Raw genomic sequence first — 17,231 nt, 5'->3', positions numbered from 1 at the left:
CAACGCCCCGGCTGCACACTATGTGACCCAGGGCTATTACAAGGAATCGCTGCACCACTTCGACACCAACACCCGGGGCCGCCAGCTCAGTCGGGTAGCGCGCGTGACGGGGCGGGGGCTGGAGTTCTTGCGGCGGTTCGTGGAGCGCCATGCAGACCTATTGGCTCAAGCGCCGCGTCGGAAGGCTGCGGGCTAGTATTCAGCGCGAGCCGGAAATCAATCAATCTTGGTCGAGGTCGCTTGCGTCCAAGAGCGTATGTCATCTTCGCCACCTACTTGATAGCTATAGATTTCCTCATCTGCGTAGTAATTGACATCAAACCGCTGAGAGCCCGGGACGCCTGCAGAATCAATATAGCTGACCAAAAAGCCAGCAGTCTCCATCTGGTCGGGCCCAGTGGAGTGCACCACGACCACTTGGTCTTGTGAGCCTGCCTTAGCGTCATCCAAATAGCTTGCGACGTTTTCTGTGATGGAGTTCGCTCGCAAATGGCTGCAGGGCGCCCCCACATTTTTCAATGAGATATGGATCTTTTGCCCCTCAGAGGCGCTCTCCCGGAAGCTTACTACCCGCGTTTCAAACTTAGGTCGTGCCGCAACCGCACGGGCATCTGCGTCTCTCCTATTCAGCTCCACAAGTTTCTGTTGCTGCTTGACAGAGTTGGCTAGCTCTGCAGCTTGAAGTCGCAAGGCTTCAGTATTCTGCTTTAGTTCATCGCCTTGCTGTAGATATCCCAGAACAAGCCAGAGGATCGCCAACGGGCCAAACGCCCCCGCAAAGAAGTCCCCGAGGGCGTTCAGCTCAAGCGCCTTGACACTCTCCCAGCGCCAAGTGATCAAGGCGGAAAGCAGGATCATGTATACGACCGACACAGCGATTCCGACCAGTGTGCGGGCGCTGCGCCCCTCAGAAATCGAGTTGCTGACTTTGTTTTGCTGCATTAGACCCTCCGCATGAAAGTGTAGGGCCAGGAGCGCTTGATGCGGCCCAGCATAGGGTTAGGCCAAACCCCCATGCCCCGGAAGACTCCCGGGCATGGCCAAACCCCCAGCGGGCAAGAAGTCCGCGCCCCCCAGTAAGAAGACCACTCCCAAGCCTGCAGCCCCCAAGAAGGCCGCAGGCTCAGTCGCACCTGCGCGCAAGGCAGCACTAGCCAAGAAGGCGCCCGCAGCAAGCACCAAGCCTGCTAAGCCTGCAAGGGCCGCAGCACCTCCCAAGGCCAAGGCGCCAGCCAAAACCCCGACCAAGGCGGAATCGCTACGGGCCGCGCCGGGGATGTTTTAGGGCCGCTGATCTTGTATGTTGCTCCAGCGACATTTCCCGACGAATCCCGACGCTAAAGCCCACCAGTAATCCGCGCGCCGCCCCGCGCCAGCGCTTGCTCGGGATGCTATCGGCACCCTCGACAAAATCGACACATCAAGCGAGCGGGCGCGGCGGGGTCTCGACTGCGCGCCAGGGGGTAAGGTGGGGTTAGGGGTGGCAGGCGGGCCGGGGGGCGGCTGCCGTGGGTGCTGGGGCGCGCTGTGCGGGCCGCTGTGGGACCTTGGAGCAGCGCGGCAGGGCACGGGCAGGACGAAAAAAAGCCCGCGCTTGGCGGGCTCCTATGGGGCTTGGTTGGGCTGTGCGCTATGCGGTGGCCGCTGGGGCGTCTTCCAGCAGGTAGGGTTTGAAGCTGCACACCGTGCTGCCTGCCCAGGTGTTGATGGCATGGGACATGCGTGCCTGAAGCGGTGCAATCTCATTGCGGGCGAACACCTTTGCGGCCTTTTCCACGTCCCCGAAGCCCCCCACATTGTTGGGCAACATGCCCATCAGCTGCGGGGGCACGCGGTGCGCGGCCAGCACGTCATCGCGGCTGGTGTTCTTGATGTTCAGAAAGTCATCTTTGGCGGCGACCTCGCCAATCGGGATAAGTTGAATCCCTTCCTTCTTGCCGCCTGGGGCATAGTAGAAAAGGTTTTTGAAATTGCCCGCGCCCTTGGCTTTGGTCAGCTGCTCGCGCATCTTGTCTACGTCTCCCTGCGACTGGGCTGCATCGGTCAAATACAAGATGAAGCCCGCGTGGCTGCCGTTGTTGTAGTAGCGGCGGCGGAACAGGGTTGCCGATTCATTCAACATGGCCGACTGAAGGGCGCCAAGGTATGGAGGAAGTCCATAGATTTCCTGATGAATGTCAGGCTCGCGCAGCTGGAAAAGATCGTTGCGCGGGAATTCATGCGGGCTCTGCAGGTCAGTGACAAAGAAGAAGCGGCCAGCCTCAAGGCCGCGCCGGGTGTACTTGCCAAGCGCGTGGCGCAGTTCCAGCAGATCGCCCAGCCGGTTACGGCGGCGCTCCAAATAGGCATTGCCCAGCACCATGTAATCCAGCGCAAAGCCGCTGAACGCCTCCGCACTGAGGGCTGGTGAGGGAATGAATGTGCTGGCCAGCACATTGATCTTGAAACGCAAGGCGGATTCGTGGTGCGCACCCACGCGCAGCAGGCGGGCCAGGGCGGACAGGCTAACGGGTGGTTCGTACCAGTCACCAGACTGCAGGCATTCCGCGTACTCCAGCAGCGCAGAACGCCCGCCGATGACTGGCTCAGGGTCTCCGAGGTCAAACGCAAAGGACTGAGCGGGGGCCGTGGAAATTGGCGCAGGCGGGGCGGCTGCAGCGGTGGTGTGTTGCGCTTGAGCCTGCGCGCGGCGGTTTCGTTTCGTCATGGTCAGTCAGAGATAACAAAGAAGGATTGGCCCTGCGGTGTGGCCAGGTCGGTGCCTGTTTCCAAGGGCTCATTGCTGAGCGCATTCAGAAGGGCCCACGCAAGATCGGAGTGGCCGGTTTCCTGACTTCGGCCGGCTGCATAGGTGACATTGCGTCCACTGGCTGTCAGCTCGCGCTTGATGGCCATCAGGCTGGCGGCAAGGTCTTTGTTCGCGGCGTCGAACTCAAGCCGGCCTGACTTGATGACCTGTAGTGCCTTGAGCACCAGCATGGTTTTGCGTTCCACGCTGTAGTTAAGTCCTCGCACTGAGGGGAAGAACTTCTGGACAAGTTGGTAAACGCCTTCGCCCATGCCAGTGGTGTCTACCGTAATGGCGGTCACGTTGTATTTTTCGGTGATCGCTTTGATGGCCTTCGCCTGGGCCTCGTAGTCCATTCCCTTGAACTGCTCTTGGTGCAGCACTCTGAGCACGCCACCTGGACGTGTGGGTGGTGCCAGCACCACCAAGCCGGCTGCGTCACCCGTGTGGCTTGGGTCATAGCCAACCCACACCGGCAACCATCCATAGGGCCGCTGGCTGAATTGCTTGAAATCGCTCCACAGTTCCCAGCTGTCCACCATGCAGCCCTGCAGCATCGAGAGCGGGAACACAGAGAACGAATCATCGACAAACCCGCACATCAGCAGATTGGCGAACTCCGCGTCGGAATACTCCAGCTTCAACTCTTCAAGGTCGAACAGGTCACAGCCGCCCGCGAACGCATCCATGATCGTGACGATGTTGCGCCACACCCGATCCTCGCCAGTGAAGCCACCAGCCAGGCGCGCGTGGGTCAAGTCCACTTCAATCTTGGTCTTCTTCTTGACGCGCAGGCCCGACCAGAACGCATACGCCGCATGCTGAATGCTGCTGGGCGTGCTGAAGTACGTCTTGCGCCACTTCTTGTGCATGGCCATGCCGCTGGCCACCTTGTTAAGGCGCTCAAAGTCCTGAGTCCAAAAGAACTCGTCAAAGTAGAAGTTGCCGTGATAGCCCTGGGCCGTGCGTGCATTGCTGCCCAGAAAGTACAGCGTTGCGCCATTGGCCAAAACGATGGGATCGCCCTTCAGCTCCACGCCAGTGACCTCATGCACAAACGCGCAGATGTACTGTTTGAAGATGTGGGCCTGAGCCTTGCTGGCAGACAGGAAAATCTGATTCCGCCCAGTCTCCAGCGCATCAATCAGCGCCTCGCGCGCAAAGTACCAAGTGGCGCCAATCTGACGAGACTTGAGGATGGCCCGCGTGCGCTGCTGGCTGTTCTGCCACCAGCCAAGCTGGTACTTAAAAAGCGAATCAAGGAAAGCGCTTTTCAGCTGCTCTACCTGTTCCTCAGATAGATAGTTTTTGCCGCGCGCCTTCTTTGGCCCTGCGTTGCGCGCTTCTACCAGCACACAGGCATGGTGGACAAGGGCAGCTTCACCGTGGATGAAATCGAGCACCGGGGCACCCCCGACACGGTGGACATTCGCTGCCGCAGTGCCGAGCTGCGCAGCACCTTGCGCCAGCGTGCCAGCCAAAGCTGGCACGACACCACCCTGGGCCAGATCGTGCGGGACATTGCCGCCAAGAACAAATTGCAGGCCAAGGTGGACGAAAGCCTGGCCGCCAAGCCCGTGCAGCACATCGACCAGACCAACGAAAGCGACGTGCATTTCCTCACCCGCCTGGGCCGCCAGCACGATGCCGTGGCCACGGTCAAAAAAGGCCGCCTGGTGTTTCTGCCCATCGGCAGCACCAAGAACAGCAGCGGCAAGGAACTGGACGCCATCTTGCTGACCCGCAGTGACGGCGACCGCCACCGCTACCACAGCGCCGCCCGCGACAGCTACACGGGCGTGCGTGCGCACTGGCAAGACCCCCGCGCGGCAGAGAAGAAAGCCGCCATTGCCGGCACAGAAAAGAACCTCAAGACCCTGCGCGACAGCTACGCCAACGAAGACGCAGCCAAGGCCGCCGCAGAGGCAGAGCTGGGGCGCATCGGGCGCGGGGCCGCCACGCTGGAAATCACGCTGGCCATCGGTCAACCCGCATTGATGGTGCAGACCCCCGTCAACGTGCGCGGCTGGAAACCCGAGATCGACGGCACCGGCTGGCTGTGCAAAACCGTAGAACACAGCCTGGATGGAAACGGCCTTGCAACCCGGTTGGAGTTGGAGATTAAGGGGGCGAAGAACGACAAGGAAACCAAGGAAACGGACTGAACACCACCAGCCCAAGCGCAGACACCAAGCCCGCCACCGTGCGGGCTTTTTGCTGCCTGCGCAATATCAAGAATTTATTCGGACCGGGAAAATATATGCACCTCAAGAGCCCGGTGTGTACATTTAAATCTGCGCAGTGATCGGGAGAGCGAAGTGATGAACAGCTGCCAGGAACTTAAAGACTTGAACGTGGAGCAGGTGGCGAGGGCTATCGAGGCAGATGCGGGAGAAAGCCTGCCAGGATTGCGCGAAGCTCTGGCAGAAGCTAAGGCGGGCAGGGGGCGTGCTGAGTACACGTTCAATGCCGTAATAGGCGGCAAGGGCATTGCCCAGGAGCGGTGAGACCAGATTTTGATGTTGCCCCCGCAGGGTGGAGAGAATTGCTTTCGAAGCCCTGGTCACTCGAAATATTGCGAAGCGCTTATTTCAAAAACACATTCTCTCGATGGAAATTGAGGTAAGGCATATGCCTCTCAGCGAAGGGTGGGCATCCTGCCGCGCATGCCTCGGCAAGCCCCAGGCGCCTCAGATCGTTGGTATCTAGGCGCGGCGATACCAACACTCCACCAGCTTCTGTGAAGCTGATGAACCCTTTGTCAAACAAACGGTCCACGTGGGGTGCGAGCAGCAGGCCGTTGGCTCCATCCAGCCGTTCCGCGGCTGTGCTGCATGATCTCCATGGCTTGATGTGGCTTGCAATGAGCAATGCAGGTGTACTCACACGGGTTAGTCTGCACGACTGCTCCAGCGCGAATACACGGGAGCGAAATAGGCCCTGACCATTGCGTGCGAGGACAACCTGCTGTTTTGTTGTGGCATCCAGTCCGGGGTCTTGAATGACTTGGGTTGCAATGGAGTCTTCAATGCTGGCCAGTGCCTTGGTTGTGCTAGCTTGAAGCGCTGATTGAGGTGCTTCAGCCAGCATTTGCCCGGTCAGCTTTTCGAACAGGGCTGCGCTGATTTCTGCCAAATAGGCCTTTTGATTGCCGTTACCTGATTCCGGGTGGATCGGGGAATATTTGGCTGGAAGCAACGGAGCCAGTTCCTCAATGATTTGCTTTGGGCTGATGGCTGCCGGCAGCTCTTCCCATGCCACGGGCAGGAGCCAACCACTGTCGCTCCAATAGTCGCCAACCGCGCCGAAACTATCGGGCTTGGGGGCCGGGCTGGCGAAATCGGCTACTCGGCCAAGATGCCGAATGATGCCGCCTGAGAACGACAACACCGCATCACCTGGCGCGGCGATTCTCATGTTGTCGTAAAACTGGCTGCGGGCGCCGCTGGCTTCACGCACGGGAGACCACAGGTAGCCGCCTCCCAGCTCTTGCCTCGATGTCTGCTTGTGATTCACCCACCAATATCGCATCACGAATCCCGTTTTTTCTAGTCTGTGCACACGTGTGCACAAAAAGTGCCAAACAATTTCACTTCAAATTTGATAGCGTAGTACACTTGCCCAGCGGGTCATTGACTGATATTTCGCTGTTTTCTTGGGCTGCTACGCACCCCGATTGAGTTTTACACTCACAACACCCTAATGCCCTCAGATATGAAAGCTGTATCACTATTTTCCGGTTGCGGCGGCTCTGACGCTGGAGTTCTTGCTACAGGATTCGAAGTGGTCATGGCCAACGATATCCTGCCGTATGCACGTGACGTGTACTTGGCCAACCACCCAGAGACCGACTATGTGGTCAAAGATGTGTCCAAGATCGAGCACTTCCCCAAAGCCGACCTCTTGGTGGGCTGCTACCCCTGTCAAGGCTTCAGCCAGGGTGGTGTGCGCAAGCCTGAAGCAAAGATCAACACGCTGTACTTAGAGTTTGCCCGGGCGCTCGGCCTCATCAAGCCCAAAGCGTTCATTGTCGAGAATGTCTCTGGCATGGTGCGTAACAACTTCAGGCACTTGCTGGAAGACCAATTTAAGGTTTTTACCGAAGCTGGCTACAAGGTTAAGGCGGAGGTGCTCAACGCTGCGCATTTCGGCGTTGCTCAAGAGCGTAGGCGCATTTTCATTGTCGGCATTCGGAACGACATTGATGTGGAGTACCAGTTCCCCCTACGGACGCACGGTGAAGGTTTTGAGAACCCCGCGGTGACTATCCGTGATGCCATCGGAGATCTGCCCGAGTGGCCAGAAGGCGAGTTCTACGCCAGAGAGTTTCACTGGTACTACATGTCGCGCGATCGCCGCAACGGATGGGATGAGGCATCCCGAACCATTGTGGCTAACCCTCGCCATATGCCGTTGCATCCCGTCAGCCCTAAGATGATCAAGGTGCAGCATAACGAATGGAAATTTGAGACGGATGCCCCTGCGCGACGTTTCACCTATCGTGAGGCGGCACGCATTCAAGGATTTGCGAAGAACTTCAAATTTCCAGACACAAACGCTGGAAGCTTGGACATGAAATACAAGGTGGCGGGAAATGCGGTACCTCCACCGTTGTTCGAAGCGGTTGCGCGAGCAATCCCGCAGGCAGTTTGGTACTAGACAGCATTACTTTTAAAAGCGAGGGCTTCGTCAACGATTTTGCTGGTTAACCCCCCAGTTTGAAGCAAATCGTAATCAGAGGCCAGCTTGATTAGACGGTACCTGTCAATAATAATGGCATTTGTCAAATCATTGCCTTGATGCCAATCTGTTGTATTGCCAGCATTGAATAGTAAATCCTGGGGCATGAAATAATAGGCTGTCCAGGGAACTGGACTCCTCAAATTTGCACCTAGTCTTGCGGGTGAGGCTTCCAATGTCTTCATGGTCCAGTCATCCGCAACACAGCCACATTGGGCCAATGCTGCAGGAATGCATATTCTCTCGTCGCCCATAGAATGCCACGCGACCAAATCCAATCCACCATCACCGGTATTTCTCTCACTATAGTAGTGGCGGGGTGCGGTAAATTCAGCTCTTATATCTTTCGCAAGCGCCGCCAGCTTTTCATAAAGCTTACCGGTGTATCTTGTAGAGCCCTTTGCGCCAAATCTGTGCACATTCCAGCCCTTTGGCATTAGAGATGAAAATATTTTTTCAGAAACTTCCTCAAATGGCTCTGTAAGGTCTGGCCACCGCTTCTTCGGAATCGTTCTGAGACTAGACGATAGGAGCAACTGGATGTACAGGCGTTGCGATTCGTCGAGGGTAGGCCGCAAACAAAGTTCTTGCCGGTCTTCACTTATCTCGAAAGGGTATGAAGCACCAAAGATTTTTTGTCTAAATTCCAGATGGGAAAACCACTCTGCGGCCTTCGCCTCATTTCTGACGCTGTTTCTCACGGGGGAAGCATCGGGCAACAAGTCTGCTTCGCTCTCGTCGTCACTCTCAATTCCATCGCCTGGCAGGTCGATATCCAGCAACGGATCATCGGAATCCGTAACCTCCCCATAGAGCTGAGCTGAATCATCCAAAACCTCTAGTACCTGTCCACGAGAGAAGCGCGCTTCACTGCTCAGCAAGCACCGTAGCTCAATAAAATCGCACCACTTATGACCATCAGCTTGGGTCGGCCTACTAATTCGGCCTGCGACTAAAGGCATTAGAGCTTTGTTAGGCTTTGTTTTGGGGACTCGCGTTGCTGTGACCATTAGTCTGCCTTTCGTGCAGTGGTCTTTTTGCTTTTGGCGACCTGCGAATTTCCAGAGGCAACCGATTCTTGGATCTCATTTAGCAAGGCTCGAGCCGCCTTGCTTATCTGCATGGCAAGTAACTCATGCTGCTCGGAAACTGAATTCGCTTTCCAAACCATACTCAATGCTGAATTGATTTTCAGATTGGCAACACGCAACAGATCAGCCAAAGCAACCTCAGGCCCTTTGCTCAATTCATATGCTTCGTTAAGCTGGCGATTAGCCTTGAGTTCTTTAACAGCGTCTGCCGAATTAACAATGGCAGCTAGCTTGCGAAGGTCGCGCGACTCACTAACAACGGGTTTTTGCTTATTGGTTGAGACAAAAAGCCAGTCAAAAAGGTCTTGTGTTGCCTTATCATCAATACCCTTCAGCCTTAAATCTGTTCGAGAATCAAGATTCAGATAATCGGTAATATTGGCATAGCTAAGTGCTGTGCTAAGAACAGAAAACTCGATATCATCCGGTGAAAGATCAAGACCAAAAAACTTGCTTTTCTCTGCACGATCATATATCGCCAGGGATGTAAGCATTTGACCGACGTAGTCTGATCTGCTACCGATTTCTTTGGCAAGCAACTTAAGCCCCTCATCAAGGGGCTTATTCTTGTAGGTTTCCCAAAGGCGGGCCGCATACCGAGCTTTTTGGAGAGCTCCCCATGCTTTCACCCCAGTAATATGACGGAAACCCAAATAGCGCAGAACTTCTTGCTCATTATCAAATATTAAGCATGGAACTTTTTGCGGGCGAAATTCAGCCTTCTCAATTGCTTCCGCAATATTTGTTCGCCCGCTGGGCGGTGTCAGCTCCCCGGAAAGAAGCTTCAGGGCAGCAAGACGCCGATTTCCTTCTACAACCTTAAACAAATCATCGCCGAATTCATCTTTTTCTTCCGCGCTGACAACCAAAAGCGGTTCACCAGGAAAAAATCCGTGATTTCCAATAGAGTCAACTATCTCTTGCAAACGCTCATCACGAATAAATCTTTCGAGTAACTTATCTGTCGGACCGCTTGCAATTTCCTTCGGGAAACGGGGGTTTTCCGAATCAAAAGTTAGCTGATGAACAGGCAGCGCTTCACTACGGGCGGCACTTTGGTTTGGGGCCTTTTTTTGGGTTGCCATGATGTGTCCTTGTTCGCGAGATGCGAGCATGAATCCAATGAATGTCGCTGAATCAATGCAACGGGTTGTCTAGAAACGCCGTCCGTTCCAACCATACACCACTCGCCCGCAGATGCGCACCGGCTGGCTGCCATCCAACACATCCACCGTGCGCACGCTGGGGTTGTCGCTGGTGATGACATGGGCGCCATCAATGCGGCGCGTCACACGCTTGATGAACAGCTGGCCATTGGCCTGCAGCACGTACACGCCGTCAATGTCGGCCACCTGGCAGTCGGTATCCACAATGGCGAAGTCGCCTGAATTCAGGGTGCCCTGCATGCTGTCGCCGTAGGCGTGCACCAGTTGCAGCGCCTCGGGCCGGGAGCGGGGCACGTTGAGCGCCAGCCAGTGGCGCGACACAGGAATCTCACCCATCAGCACGTCTTCGGTGATGAGGTCATTGCCCTTGCCCATGCTGCCGGTGGCGCTGAACAAGGGGATGCGGATGGTGTCTGCGTCTCCTGCCGGGGCTGGTGCTGGCCCTGTCAGAGCGCCTGTAGTGCGGCGGCCGGTGATGATGTAGTTCACGTCAAAACCCAGCCCCGCTGTGGCTGCATAGAACTCTGATTTTGGAGAGGCCTTTCCTGCCTCCCATCCATAGATGGTGCTCGCAGGCCATCCACCATGACTCTCGAAATCCGTAGCCTTCAAGTGGAGACGCTTCCGCTCCTCCTTCAGGCGGCTGCCTATTTCACGAGTCAAGCTCTCCATTTCTGGATTTAATTTCTCTTTTTTCGTAGTCATGCTTGATTCACTACGGATTTTCGTAGTACGATTCGGCGCACTAACAGGTAACGCCATCTAACACGATGGTACACGCGCCGAATTCGGCAGAAGGGGTGACCATGGCAGACAAGAAGTGGAACGGGTTTGAGGCCTGCAAGGCGCGACTCACGGATGCGCCGGCGGCAATCCAGAACGCCGGTGCGACCATCCCCGCCAGCCGGGCTACCGGGGAGCCGACGCGCTGGGTGATGCTGGCCCTACCCAGCAGAGCCGGGCAGTCCCTGAAATCAGTCTGGGCCGCCGTTCGTGGTGTAGACCCCTTCCAGGGCAGCGAAGGTGCGTTCAACGGCCTCCGGCGATCCCTTGAGAACCCACGTTTCTATGCCGCAGGCGTCGCAGAGGGCGGCGCCTGCCACTTCGATGCCAGCCATGCCTCGGGTGTCCATCGGGTGGATTTCCGTCAGCTCAGCCTTGCAGGTGTTGCATTTCACGCTGGGTGGAAGGTTAGCCCGCTCACGCGCCTGAGCTTGCGCGATCCGGTCTGACTGGTTTCCCCGTTTTTTGGCTTGTCCCATGGCGAGTTCTTTCATTAATACGTCATCTAGCGCGATGGTGCTCATCGCCACGCATGGCAGGCAGGAGGTTTTGGCAATGGCAGATCAAGACAAACGAACCACCAGGCTGACGACTCAGCCCGTGATGGCGGGGAGCCTGGTTTCTTTCTCCATCAACCAAGGGAAGGCCGAGTGCCCCGCCGATCTGGATGCATTCATTGACCTGTGTTCGGTCTTGTCCGGCGGCCTGTGCGAGCTGGTGCACAAGCAACTGCCCGGTGCGGTGGTGGTCATGGACGTTGCCGAGAACATCACCCTGGGGTTGGCCGCACAAGAGGTCTTTTCTCGGGTGAAGGCTATTCGCCAAAGTCCACCAATGGACGCTGGCGCGTCTCGCTCTGAGCCTGCTCCTGTTCGGCCTGGACCTCCCGTCGATGGATCTCATCAGCGATAGCCAGCAACGCGTCGTAGGCCGTCATGAATTCTTCCTCTATGAAGAATGAAAGCCTGCTGTTGCTTTGTGCTGCAGCCCCGCCAACCACCGTTGCTGCGGCTTGAAACACAGGCCAGTTCACCTTGTCCATTTGATTCCCTCTCTTTCGTTGATTCACATGAATTCCCGCGTGCAATGGCCAGCGCGTCACCCAGCACCTGCTGGCCGCTGACCGCGATGCAGCAACGCGCCAGGCGTTTGACCTGGCAGAGCGCCTGGCCGGTAGCTGCTGCGGCTTTGGTATTGCCCCCGTGCACAAGGGGAACCAATGCAGCTGAGCCTGGTTGCCCCTGATCTCGATTTGCTGCCGCCAGTGCAGACGCCAGCGGAGCCGCAAGAGCCAAAGCCAGCGGCTGGTGATGTGCTCGATCAGCTCATGAAGCTGCGGGACGAAGCGCTGCAAAGGGCTAGCAAGGGGCGTTACTACGATGCCGCTTCGCGGGAGTGGCAGAAGCTGCCGGTGATGTGGCGCGTTGCGCTGCTGATGCTTGCGGGCATCGGTGCGGATGTTGAGCACCTGTACACGCTGGCTGAGCGCAATTGGCAGGAACTGCCCCCGCCAGAGCGCGAGGAACTGCGCGCCGTGGTGCGCGATGCCAAAAGGCACCTAGGCGGCCTGACTGCCCTGGCTGCGCGGGTGTAAGCATGCCCACGATTCCACGCAAGCTGCCCAACTCCAGCCTGGAAGACTGGAACAAGAACAAGCCCACGCCGCACATGGCGCGGCAGCATCTTGAGCGGGTCATCCGGTGCGCCCCCGCAAGCTGGCAGGCTGCGGTGCGCGAGCGCCTTGCGCCTGTGGCGCCGCCCATGCTGGCAGTGAACAAGACGGATCGGGAATGGCTGCAAGAGCCGCCCGAGTGGGCGCAGGCGTGGGACATGCTGCAGGCCATTGCCCAGTACGAAGACCGCTTTGGCGCTGCTTCGCTGTGGAATCTGGATGACTTCGCCATCTGCGAGATGGCCAAGAAGCTGGCAGGCGAGGCCGACGAACTGGACGCGCTGGCCATTGGCCAGGGTGCCAGCCTGGCTGAGCGGGTGGACTCCATCCGGCTGCTTGTGCGTTGCGTGGGGCTTGTCGAGGACAAACCGATCAAGGGCGAGCCCGCCATAAAGCGGGCACAGGACGCCGCATGGTGGCGCAAGCGCCTGCGCGTGCACGTGGCGCGCGTGTCGGAGGGCGGCAATATTGGCATGTGCCGAGTGCACAAGGGGCTGGGCGGCTATGTCAGCCATGATGGGCTGGCCCGCCGCCAAGCGCAGGTGAAGCGCAACGCCGAGGCGCTGGGCCGCACGCTGTTTCGCAATGAGGCCGGCCAGGTCTACACGCTGCGCGAGCTGGCCGAACTGGGCACAGCTAACCCCATCGTGCGCGGTGGCGAGCTGATGACGCGGATCAGAGGCGCGGAGGAATACGCGGATGCCCGAGGGCATGTGGGCCTGTTCCTCACCTTGACGCTGCCAAGCAAGTTCCACCCGGTGAAGCTGGGAAGCGGTGGCCGCCCGGTGCCCAACAAGAAGTATTCAGGCGCAACGCCGCGCGATGGCCAGCTGTGGCTGCGCGAAATGTGGGCCAAGACGCGCGCAGCGCTGGCGCGCAAGGGCGTGAAGATGTACGGCCTGCGTGTGGCCGAGCCGCACCACGACGCCACACCGCACTGGCACGCGCTGATCTGGGCCGAGGACGAAGCCGGGGCGCTGGCCATTGAAGAAAAGGTGCGCCATTACTGGCTGAGCGAAGACGGCGACGAACGCGGCGCGCAGGAAAACCGCGTGAACATCAAACGCATGGTGAAGGGCGGCGCCGCTGGCTATGTGGCGAAGTACATCGCCAAGAGCGTGGGTCACCTCGCCCTGGCTGAGCACCAAGACGTGGTGGAAGGTCAGCAGATCGCTATGGACTTTGGCGCTACCGACGCACGCGACGTGAAGGAATCGGGCGCAGGCCACCGCCGCGTGGACGCCTGGGCCGCGCACTGGGGAATCCGCCAGTTTCAAACCATCGGCATGCCCAGCGTTACGGTGTGGCGAGAGCTGCGCCGTGTGTCTGGTGACCAGCTGGAGCTGTTCGCGCAGGAAGGTGACCGGGCAACCGTGCGCGCTTTTCATGCCTGCCACCGGAATGGCGAGATTCGTGCGGACTGGCGCATCTTTATGGAAGCCATGGGCGGCCACGCCCTGCCACGCAAGCAGTGGCATTTGCGCACAGCGCACCGCACGCCAGAGGCTGGCCAGGTCAACAAATACGGCGAGGACGTGACTGTGGGCCGCATCGTGGGCCTGCAGCCACAGCAGGGGCGCATGTGCGGGCGCTGGCTGGTGAGCCGCCGCATTGCCTGGGCGCCCGTGGTGGATGAGGTTGCCATTGCCGCACATGCGGCGGATTCCGAAGCTGCAGCAGGCCAAGGGCAGAGCGATGGCAAGGCCACGGCCCGCGCGGCTTTGCCGCGCCCTTGGACTGGTTTCAATAACTGTACGGCCCGCATCACGCGGGAGCTGATTCGGGAGCTTGTACCCCCAAGCCCCCACTTCAAAGAGGACTGGTGCAAGCCTGAAATGGTGGCCCAGTTCCGCGCATTGCGCGCCATGCAGTCCACGGAGGCGTGGCACTGATGAAAAAACAAGCACCCAAGCACACCACCGCCACCGAGGCGCGCAGCGGCATGGCCGAAACGGGCCACAAGCCCACCCCGCTGCAGGCCCAGGTGCTGCTGGCCGCGCGCCGCCGCTGCGACGACATGGGCGACAGCAAGGCCGCACGCGACCAGATGAAACGCGAAGTGCTGGAGACACCAGCCGAGCTGCTGCCCGACCTGCTGGCCGCGCTGGCCACTGTGCGCATCACGCGCGCCGATCTTTTCCAACTGACCACTACCAACCGAAAGGAGTGCAACCCATGAACGCCAAGCGAACCGAGCCGCGCGTGCATTGCTACCAGCGCCCGCTGCATGGCGGCTATGTGCCGCACGCGGCTACCACGCCAGAGCACCTGCGCGCCGTTTTTGAAGCCGAGCGCCAGCGCCTGGCCGATGCCGCCAAGCCCCGCCGCAAGCGCCGCCAGCCCGCCGCGCCGGCTGTCCACCCCGCCCAGGCCCAGCTGCAGCTGGTGGCCTGAAGTCGTCGCAACCCGAGAAAGCAAGAGCATGCAGAACCAACAAACCTACATCGAAAAGTATCTGGCCAAGGGCGCACAGCCTGGCGTGCCAGTCCACCACATCCAACGCTTGCACAGCTATCGCGCCACGCTGGTGCCGCATGGTGTTGATCTGTCGGACGTGGAAGACCTGGCAGACGCCAAGCTGCTGCCCACCATTCGCCTGAAGGCCGCGAACGCAGAGCAGGCAGAGGTCAGCGCGCACATCACCACCGGCAAAAACGTGTTGCGCGTGGAGCGCATCGAAGCACGGGCGGAGGCTTGAGCCATGACGAAGCCAAAGAACGCAGCCGGCCTGGCACATCCCGTGGCCCCATCCCGCTGGGCTCAGATCAGGCAAGCGGAGCGCGTGGACTACAGCACCGCGCAGCCCATCAGCATGAATTGGAAGACGGGCAACCCGTACACCTGCCCCGAGCTGCAGCACCGCAGCGCGGCCAATCAACCGCCCAGCCTGGTGATGGGCCAGCGCGTGGGCCGATAGGGAGGGGCGACATGCGGATTTACGTTGCAGGCCCGATGAGTGGCCACCCTGACCTGAACTTTCCGGCGTTCCACGCTGCAGCAGCAGAACTGCGCGCGCAAGGTCATCACGTAGAGAACCCGGCCGAAATCAACGCCGACCCCAAGACGCAGTGGCTGGACTGCATGCGCATGGACATTGCGCGGCTGGTGACCTGCGATGCCGTGTACCTGCTGCCGGGCTGGGAGAAGTCGCGCGGTGCGAAGGTGGAGCACGGCCTGGCGGTGGGCCTGGGATTTCAAGTCATACACGCACAGGAGGGCTGACCCATGGGCCAGATCATTTTGAACAAGGCCCAGCTGTTGGAGGAGCTGGACATTGTGGAAAACACGCTGCGGGCCCTAATCGAGTCGAAAGGGTTTCCACCGCCTCGGAAGATGGGCGCGAAGCTATTTTGGCTGGTGGCTGAGGTGGTGGCCTGGCTGCAGGGGTGCCCAAATGCATGGGTCGTGAATGTTGGACCGGAGCCAGATTAACATCGCAACACACTGGCCGCTGTCGGCCAGAAGCGGCCATCAGTAAATGGAGGTGGCAACAATGGCGAGCCAAGATCCAGGGCCTTCTTGGGCAATCACGTCTCGGCACCTGATTGCAAGTAAGGGTCACCTTCCGTCTTCACTCCCCAATGAGGCGTTAGACGCTCTTCAGCAGATGGATGAGTTCCTAAGTCACAACGAACTCGAGTTGGCGCTGGAAGAAGCTGAGTTCCTCGGCAACCTTTGCCATTCCCCTCCAGCCTTTTGGGCAGAACTCCAGCTGGCGGCAGAAAACATGGGATTGAGCGAAGCATCATCACGTTTCGCGGCTCGCCTGTAATCAGGCCTCGCATCCCCAAACTAGGCAAGGACTGCTCAGGGCCCTGAGCCGCCAACCAGCTAGAAGCTCCAAAGCCGTCACTCAGGCAGGCCGCAGCTGCAAGGCCAAGGAGTCCAACGGGCTGGCGGTTCCTGCGGCAGCGACTTTCAGGACATGGGTATAGATCATCGTCGTACTCACATCCGAGTGCCCCAGCAACTCCTGCACCGTGCGAATGTCGGTGCCCGACTGCAACAAGTGCGTGGCGAAGCTGTGGCGCAAGGTGTGCACAGAAACGGGTTTGCAAATGCCCGCCTGTGCCACAGCCTTCTTCAGTGCGCGCTGCAATCGCTCCTCATAGACGTGATGCCGCCGCCAAACACCCGTGCGAGGGTCCACCGACAGGGACGAAGCGGGGAACACCCAGAACCATCCCCAGCGCTGCCCCACGCCGGGGTATTTGGTCTCCAATGCATGCGGAACGTCCACGCCACCGCACTGCGCTTGCCGGTCTTGCTCCCACAGCGCGCGTGCAGCCAGCACCTGTTGGCGCAGCTCGGCTGCCAGGCTGCGCGGCAGCATCACAACCCGATCCTTGTCGCCCTTGGCTTGCCGTACCACGACCACCCCACGGTCAAAATCTACGTCCTTGACCCGCAAGCGCAGGCCTTCCATCAGCCGCATGCCGGTACCGTACAGCAGTCGGGCCAGCAAGGCTATATCGGTCGGCAGCGCCAATAGCAGAGCAGCCACCTCATCTACCGTCAAAACCGAAGGAATGCGCTTGGGCGTGCGCGGGCGCTGCACGCCATCGAGCCATGGCAGGTCCATGCCCAACACCTCGCGGTAGAGGAATAGCAGTGCACTCAACGCTTGGTTGTGTGTGGCAGCCGCCACCCGCCGCTCGTTAGCCAACATGGCTAGAAAACCTTCGATTTCTAGCTGCCCCATGTCTCGTGGATGCCGCAAGCCGTGCCATTTCACGAACATGCGCACCCACTGCACGTATGCCTGTTCGGTGCGCAGGCTATAGTGCTTGTAACGAATTCGCTCACGGACCTGGTCCAGCAACCGTGTGGCGCGCAACACAGGAGGGGAGGCGGGTTTCATGGCTGAATTTAGTACTGTTTTTTTGTACAGCATACGCGCCGTCAAGCTAGGCTACAAGCCCTTTTCCGCGTTTTTTTCGCGCCAATTTAGACCGCAAGCGCCAGATATGGTCTGCGGCTTGGTGCGGTCT

The 17,231-nt window shown here is 58.9% G+C and carries 20 protein-coding genes and 1 pseudogene; 11 read left to right on the top strand and 10 right to left on the bottom strand.

Annotated elements, in window-relative coordinates; translation table 11 throughout:
* Nucleotides 1-216: 216 nt before the first annotated feature.
* From EAG14_RS14450 to EAG14_RS14435, 3 genes are all read right to left on the bottom strand, one after another.
* Nucleotides 217-942, bottom strand: coding sequence for a hypothetical protein (locus tag EAG14_RS14450; protein ID WP_121729305.1), 726 nt, complete (start codon nt 940-942; stop codon nt 217-219).
* 688 nt (nt 943-1,630) lie between these two features.
* Nucleotides 1,631-2,707, bottom strand: a complete 1,077-nt coding sequence (locus EAG14_RS14440; RefSeq protein ID WP_121729304.1) for a phage portal protein — start codon at nt 2,705-2,707, stop codon at nt 1,631-1,633.
* A gap of 2 nt (nt 2,708-2,709) precedes the next feature.
* Nucleotides 2,710-4,374: a terminase large subunit domain-containing protein gene (locus EAG14_RS14435; protein ID WP_371414358.1), complete on the bottom strand. Its 1,665-nt coding sequence runs from the start codon at nt 4,372-4,374 to the stop codon at nt 2,710-2,712.
* On the opposite strand from EAG14_RS14435, the pseudogene EAG14_RS14430 reads away from it, so the two are divergent.
* Both EAG14_RS14430 and EAG14_RS14425 read left to right on the top strand, forming a co-directional pair.
* Nucleotides 4,258-4,953 (top strand): annotated as a pseudogene (locus EAG14_RS14430) (contractile injection system protein, VgrG/Pvc8 family); the annotation flags it as partial. The gene EAG14_RS14435 and the pseudogene EAG14_RS14430 overlap by 117 nt on opposite strands.
* A 156-nt stretch (nt 4,954-5,109) precedes the next feature.
* Nucleotides 5,110-5,295 carry a hypothetical protein gene (locus EAG14_RS14425; protein ID WP_121729302.1) on the top strand — a complete coding sequence of 62 codons (186 nt, stop codon included), beginning with the start codon at nt 5,110-5,112 and terminating at the stop codon, nt 5,293-5,295.
* Between the two features lie 79 nt (nt 5,296-5,374).
* Here EAG14_RS14425 and EAG14_RS14420 read toward each other — a convergent pair whose 3' ends face one another.
* Entirely contained in the window at nt 5,375-6,247 is an 873-nt protein-coding gene (locus EAG14_RS14420) for an HNH endonuclease (protein WP_240456795.1), read from the bottom strand.
* Between the two features lie 255 nt (nt 6,248-6,502).
* On the opposite strand from EAG14_RS14420, the gene EAG14_RS14415 reads away from it, so the two are divergent.
* Nucleotides 6,503-7,447 (top strand): DNA cytosine methyltransferase, encoded by a 945-nt coding sequence (locus EAG14_RS14415; protein WP_240456794.1) that lies wholly within the window; start codon nt 6,503-6,505, stop codon nt 7,445-7,447.
* On the opposite strand, the gene EAG14_RS22870 is transcribed toward EAG14_RS14415, so the two are convergent.
* The 5 genes from EAG14_RS22870 to EAG14_RS14395 form a co-directional block, all read right to left on the bottom strand.
* On the bottom strand, nt 7,444-8,409 hold the full coding sequence (locus tag EAG14_RS22870) for a hypothetical protein (protein ID WP_162996009.1): 966 nt from the start codon (nt 8,407-8,409) through the stop codon (nt 7,444-7,446). The genes EAG14_RS14415 and EAG14_RS22870 overlap by 4 nt on opposite strands.
* Before the next feature lie 128 nt (nt 8,410-8,537).
* Entirely contained in the window at nt 8,538-9,704 is a 1,167-nt protein-coding gene (locus EAG14_RS14410) for a ParB N-terminal domain-containing protein (RefSeq protein ID WP_162996008.1), read from the bottom strand.
* Nucleotides 9,705-9,773: 69 nt separating this feature from the next.
* Nucleotides 9,774-10,274: a S24 family peptidase gene (locus EAG14_RS14405; RefSeq protein ID WP_240456793.1), complete on the bottom strand. Its 501-nt coding sequence runs from the start codon at nt 10,272-10,274 to the stop codon at nt 9,774-9,776.
* A 485-nt stretch (nt 10,275-10,759) separates the two neighbouring features.
* A complete protein-coding gene (locus EAG14_RS14400) occupies nt 10,760-11,092 on the bottom strand; it encodes a hypothetical protein (RefSeq protein ID WP_121729297.1) in 333 nt (110 codons plus the stop codon).
* 290 nt (nt 11,093-11,382) lie between these two features.
* Entirely contained in the window at nt 11,383-11,610 is a 228-nt protein-coding gene (locus tag EAG14_RS14395) for a hypothetical protein (RefSeq protein WP_121729296.1), read from the bottom strand.
* Nucleotides 11,611-11,787: 177 nt separating this feature from the next.
* On the opposite strand from EAG14_RS14395, the gene EAG14_RS14390 reads away from it, so the two are divergent.
* Genes EAG14_RS14390 through EAG14_RS14355 form a run of 8 tightly spaced genes read left to right on the top strand, consistent with a single transcriptional unit; the run spans nt 11,788 to nt 15,672 of the window.
* Complete coding sequence (locus EAG14_RS14390; RefSeq protein ID WP_121729295.1) at nt 11,788-12,162, top strand: hypothetical protein; 375 nt, start codon at nt 11,788-11,790, stop codon at nt 12,160-12,162.
* A 2-nt stretch (nt 12,163-12,164) separates the two neighbouring features.
* Nucleotides 12,165-14,132, top strand: a complete 1,968-nt coding sequence (locus EAG14_RS14385) for a replication endonuclease (RefSeq protein WP_121729294.1) — start codon at nt 12,165-12,167, stop codon at nt 14,130-14,132.
* A complete protein-coding gene (locus EAG14_RS14380) occupies nt 14,132-14,419 on the top strand; it encodes a hypothetical protein (protein WP_121729293.1) in 288 nt (95 codons plus the stop codon). The genes EAG14_RS14385 and EAG14_RS14380 overlap by 1 nt, the downstream gene beginning before the upstream one ends.
* Nucleotides 14,416-14,634, top strand: coding sequence for a hypothetical protein (locus tag EAG14_RS14375; protein WP_121729292.1), 219 nt, complete (start codon nt 14,416-14,418; stop codon nt 14,632-14,634). The genes EAG14_RS14380 and EAG14_RS14375 overlap by 4 nt, the downstream gene beginning before the upstream one ends.
* 28 nt (nt 14,635-14,662) lie before the next feature.
* The gene (locus EAG14_RS14370) at nt 14,663-14,938 is read left to right on the top strand and encodes a hypothetical protein (RefSeq protein WP_371414357.1); all 276 of its coding nucleotides are present in this window, start codon (nt 14,663-14,665) and stop codon (nt 14,936-14,938) included.
* 3 nt (nt 14,939-14,941) lie between these two features.
* Nucleotides 14,942-15,157, top strand: a complete 216-nt coding sequence (locus tag EAG14_RS14365) for a hypothetical protein (protein ID WP_121729291.1) — start codon at nt 14,942-14,944, stop codon at nt 15,155-15,157.
* A gap of 11 nt (nt 15,158-15,168) precedes the next feature.
* On the top strand, nt 15,169-15,462 hold the full coding sequence (locus EAG14_RS14360; RefSeq protein ID WP_121729290.1) for a DUF4406 domain-containing protein: 294 nt from the start codon (nt 15,169-15,171) through the stop codon (nt 15,460-15,462).
* Between the two features lie 3 nt (nt 15,463-15,465).
* On the top strand, nt 15,466-15,672 hold the full coding sequence (locus EAG14_RS14355) for an AlpA family transcriptional regulator (protein ID WP_121729289.1): 207 nt from the start codon (nt 15,466-15,468) through the stop codon (nt 15,670-15,672).
* Between the two features lie 421 nt (nt 15,673-16,093).
* On the opposite strand, the gene EAG14_RS14350 is transcribed toward EAG14_RS14355, so the two are convergent.
* Complete coding sequence (locus tag EAG14_RS14350) at nt 16,094-17,101, bottom strand: integron integrase (protein WP_099658214.1); 1,008 nt, start codon at nt 17,099-17,101, stop codon at nt 16,094-16,096.
* Nucleotides 17,102-17,231: the final 130 nt, after the last annotated feature.

This window comes from Acidovorax sp. 1608163, from assembly GCF_003669015.1.
Lineage (GTDB): Bacteria > Pseudomonadota > Gammaproteobacteria > Burkholderiales > Burkholderiaceae_C > Acidovorax.
This window is presented reverse-complemented; position numbering and strand designations above follow the sequence as displayed.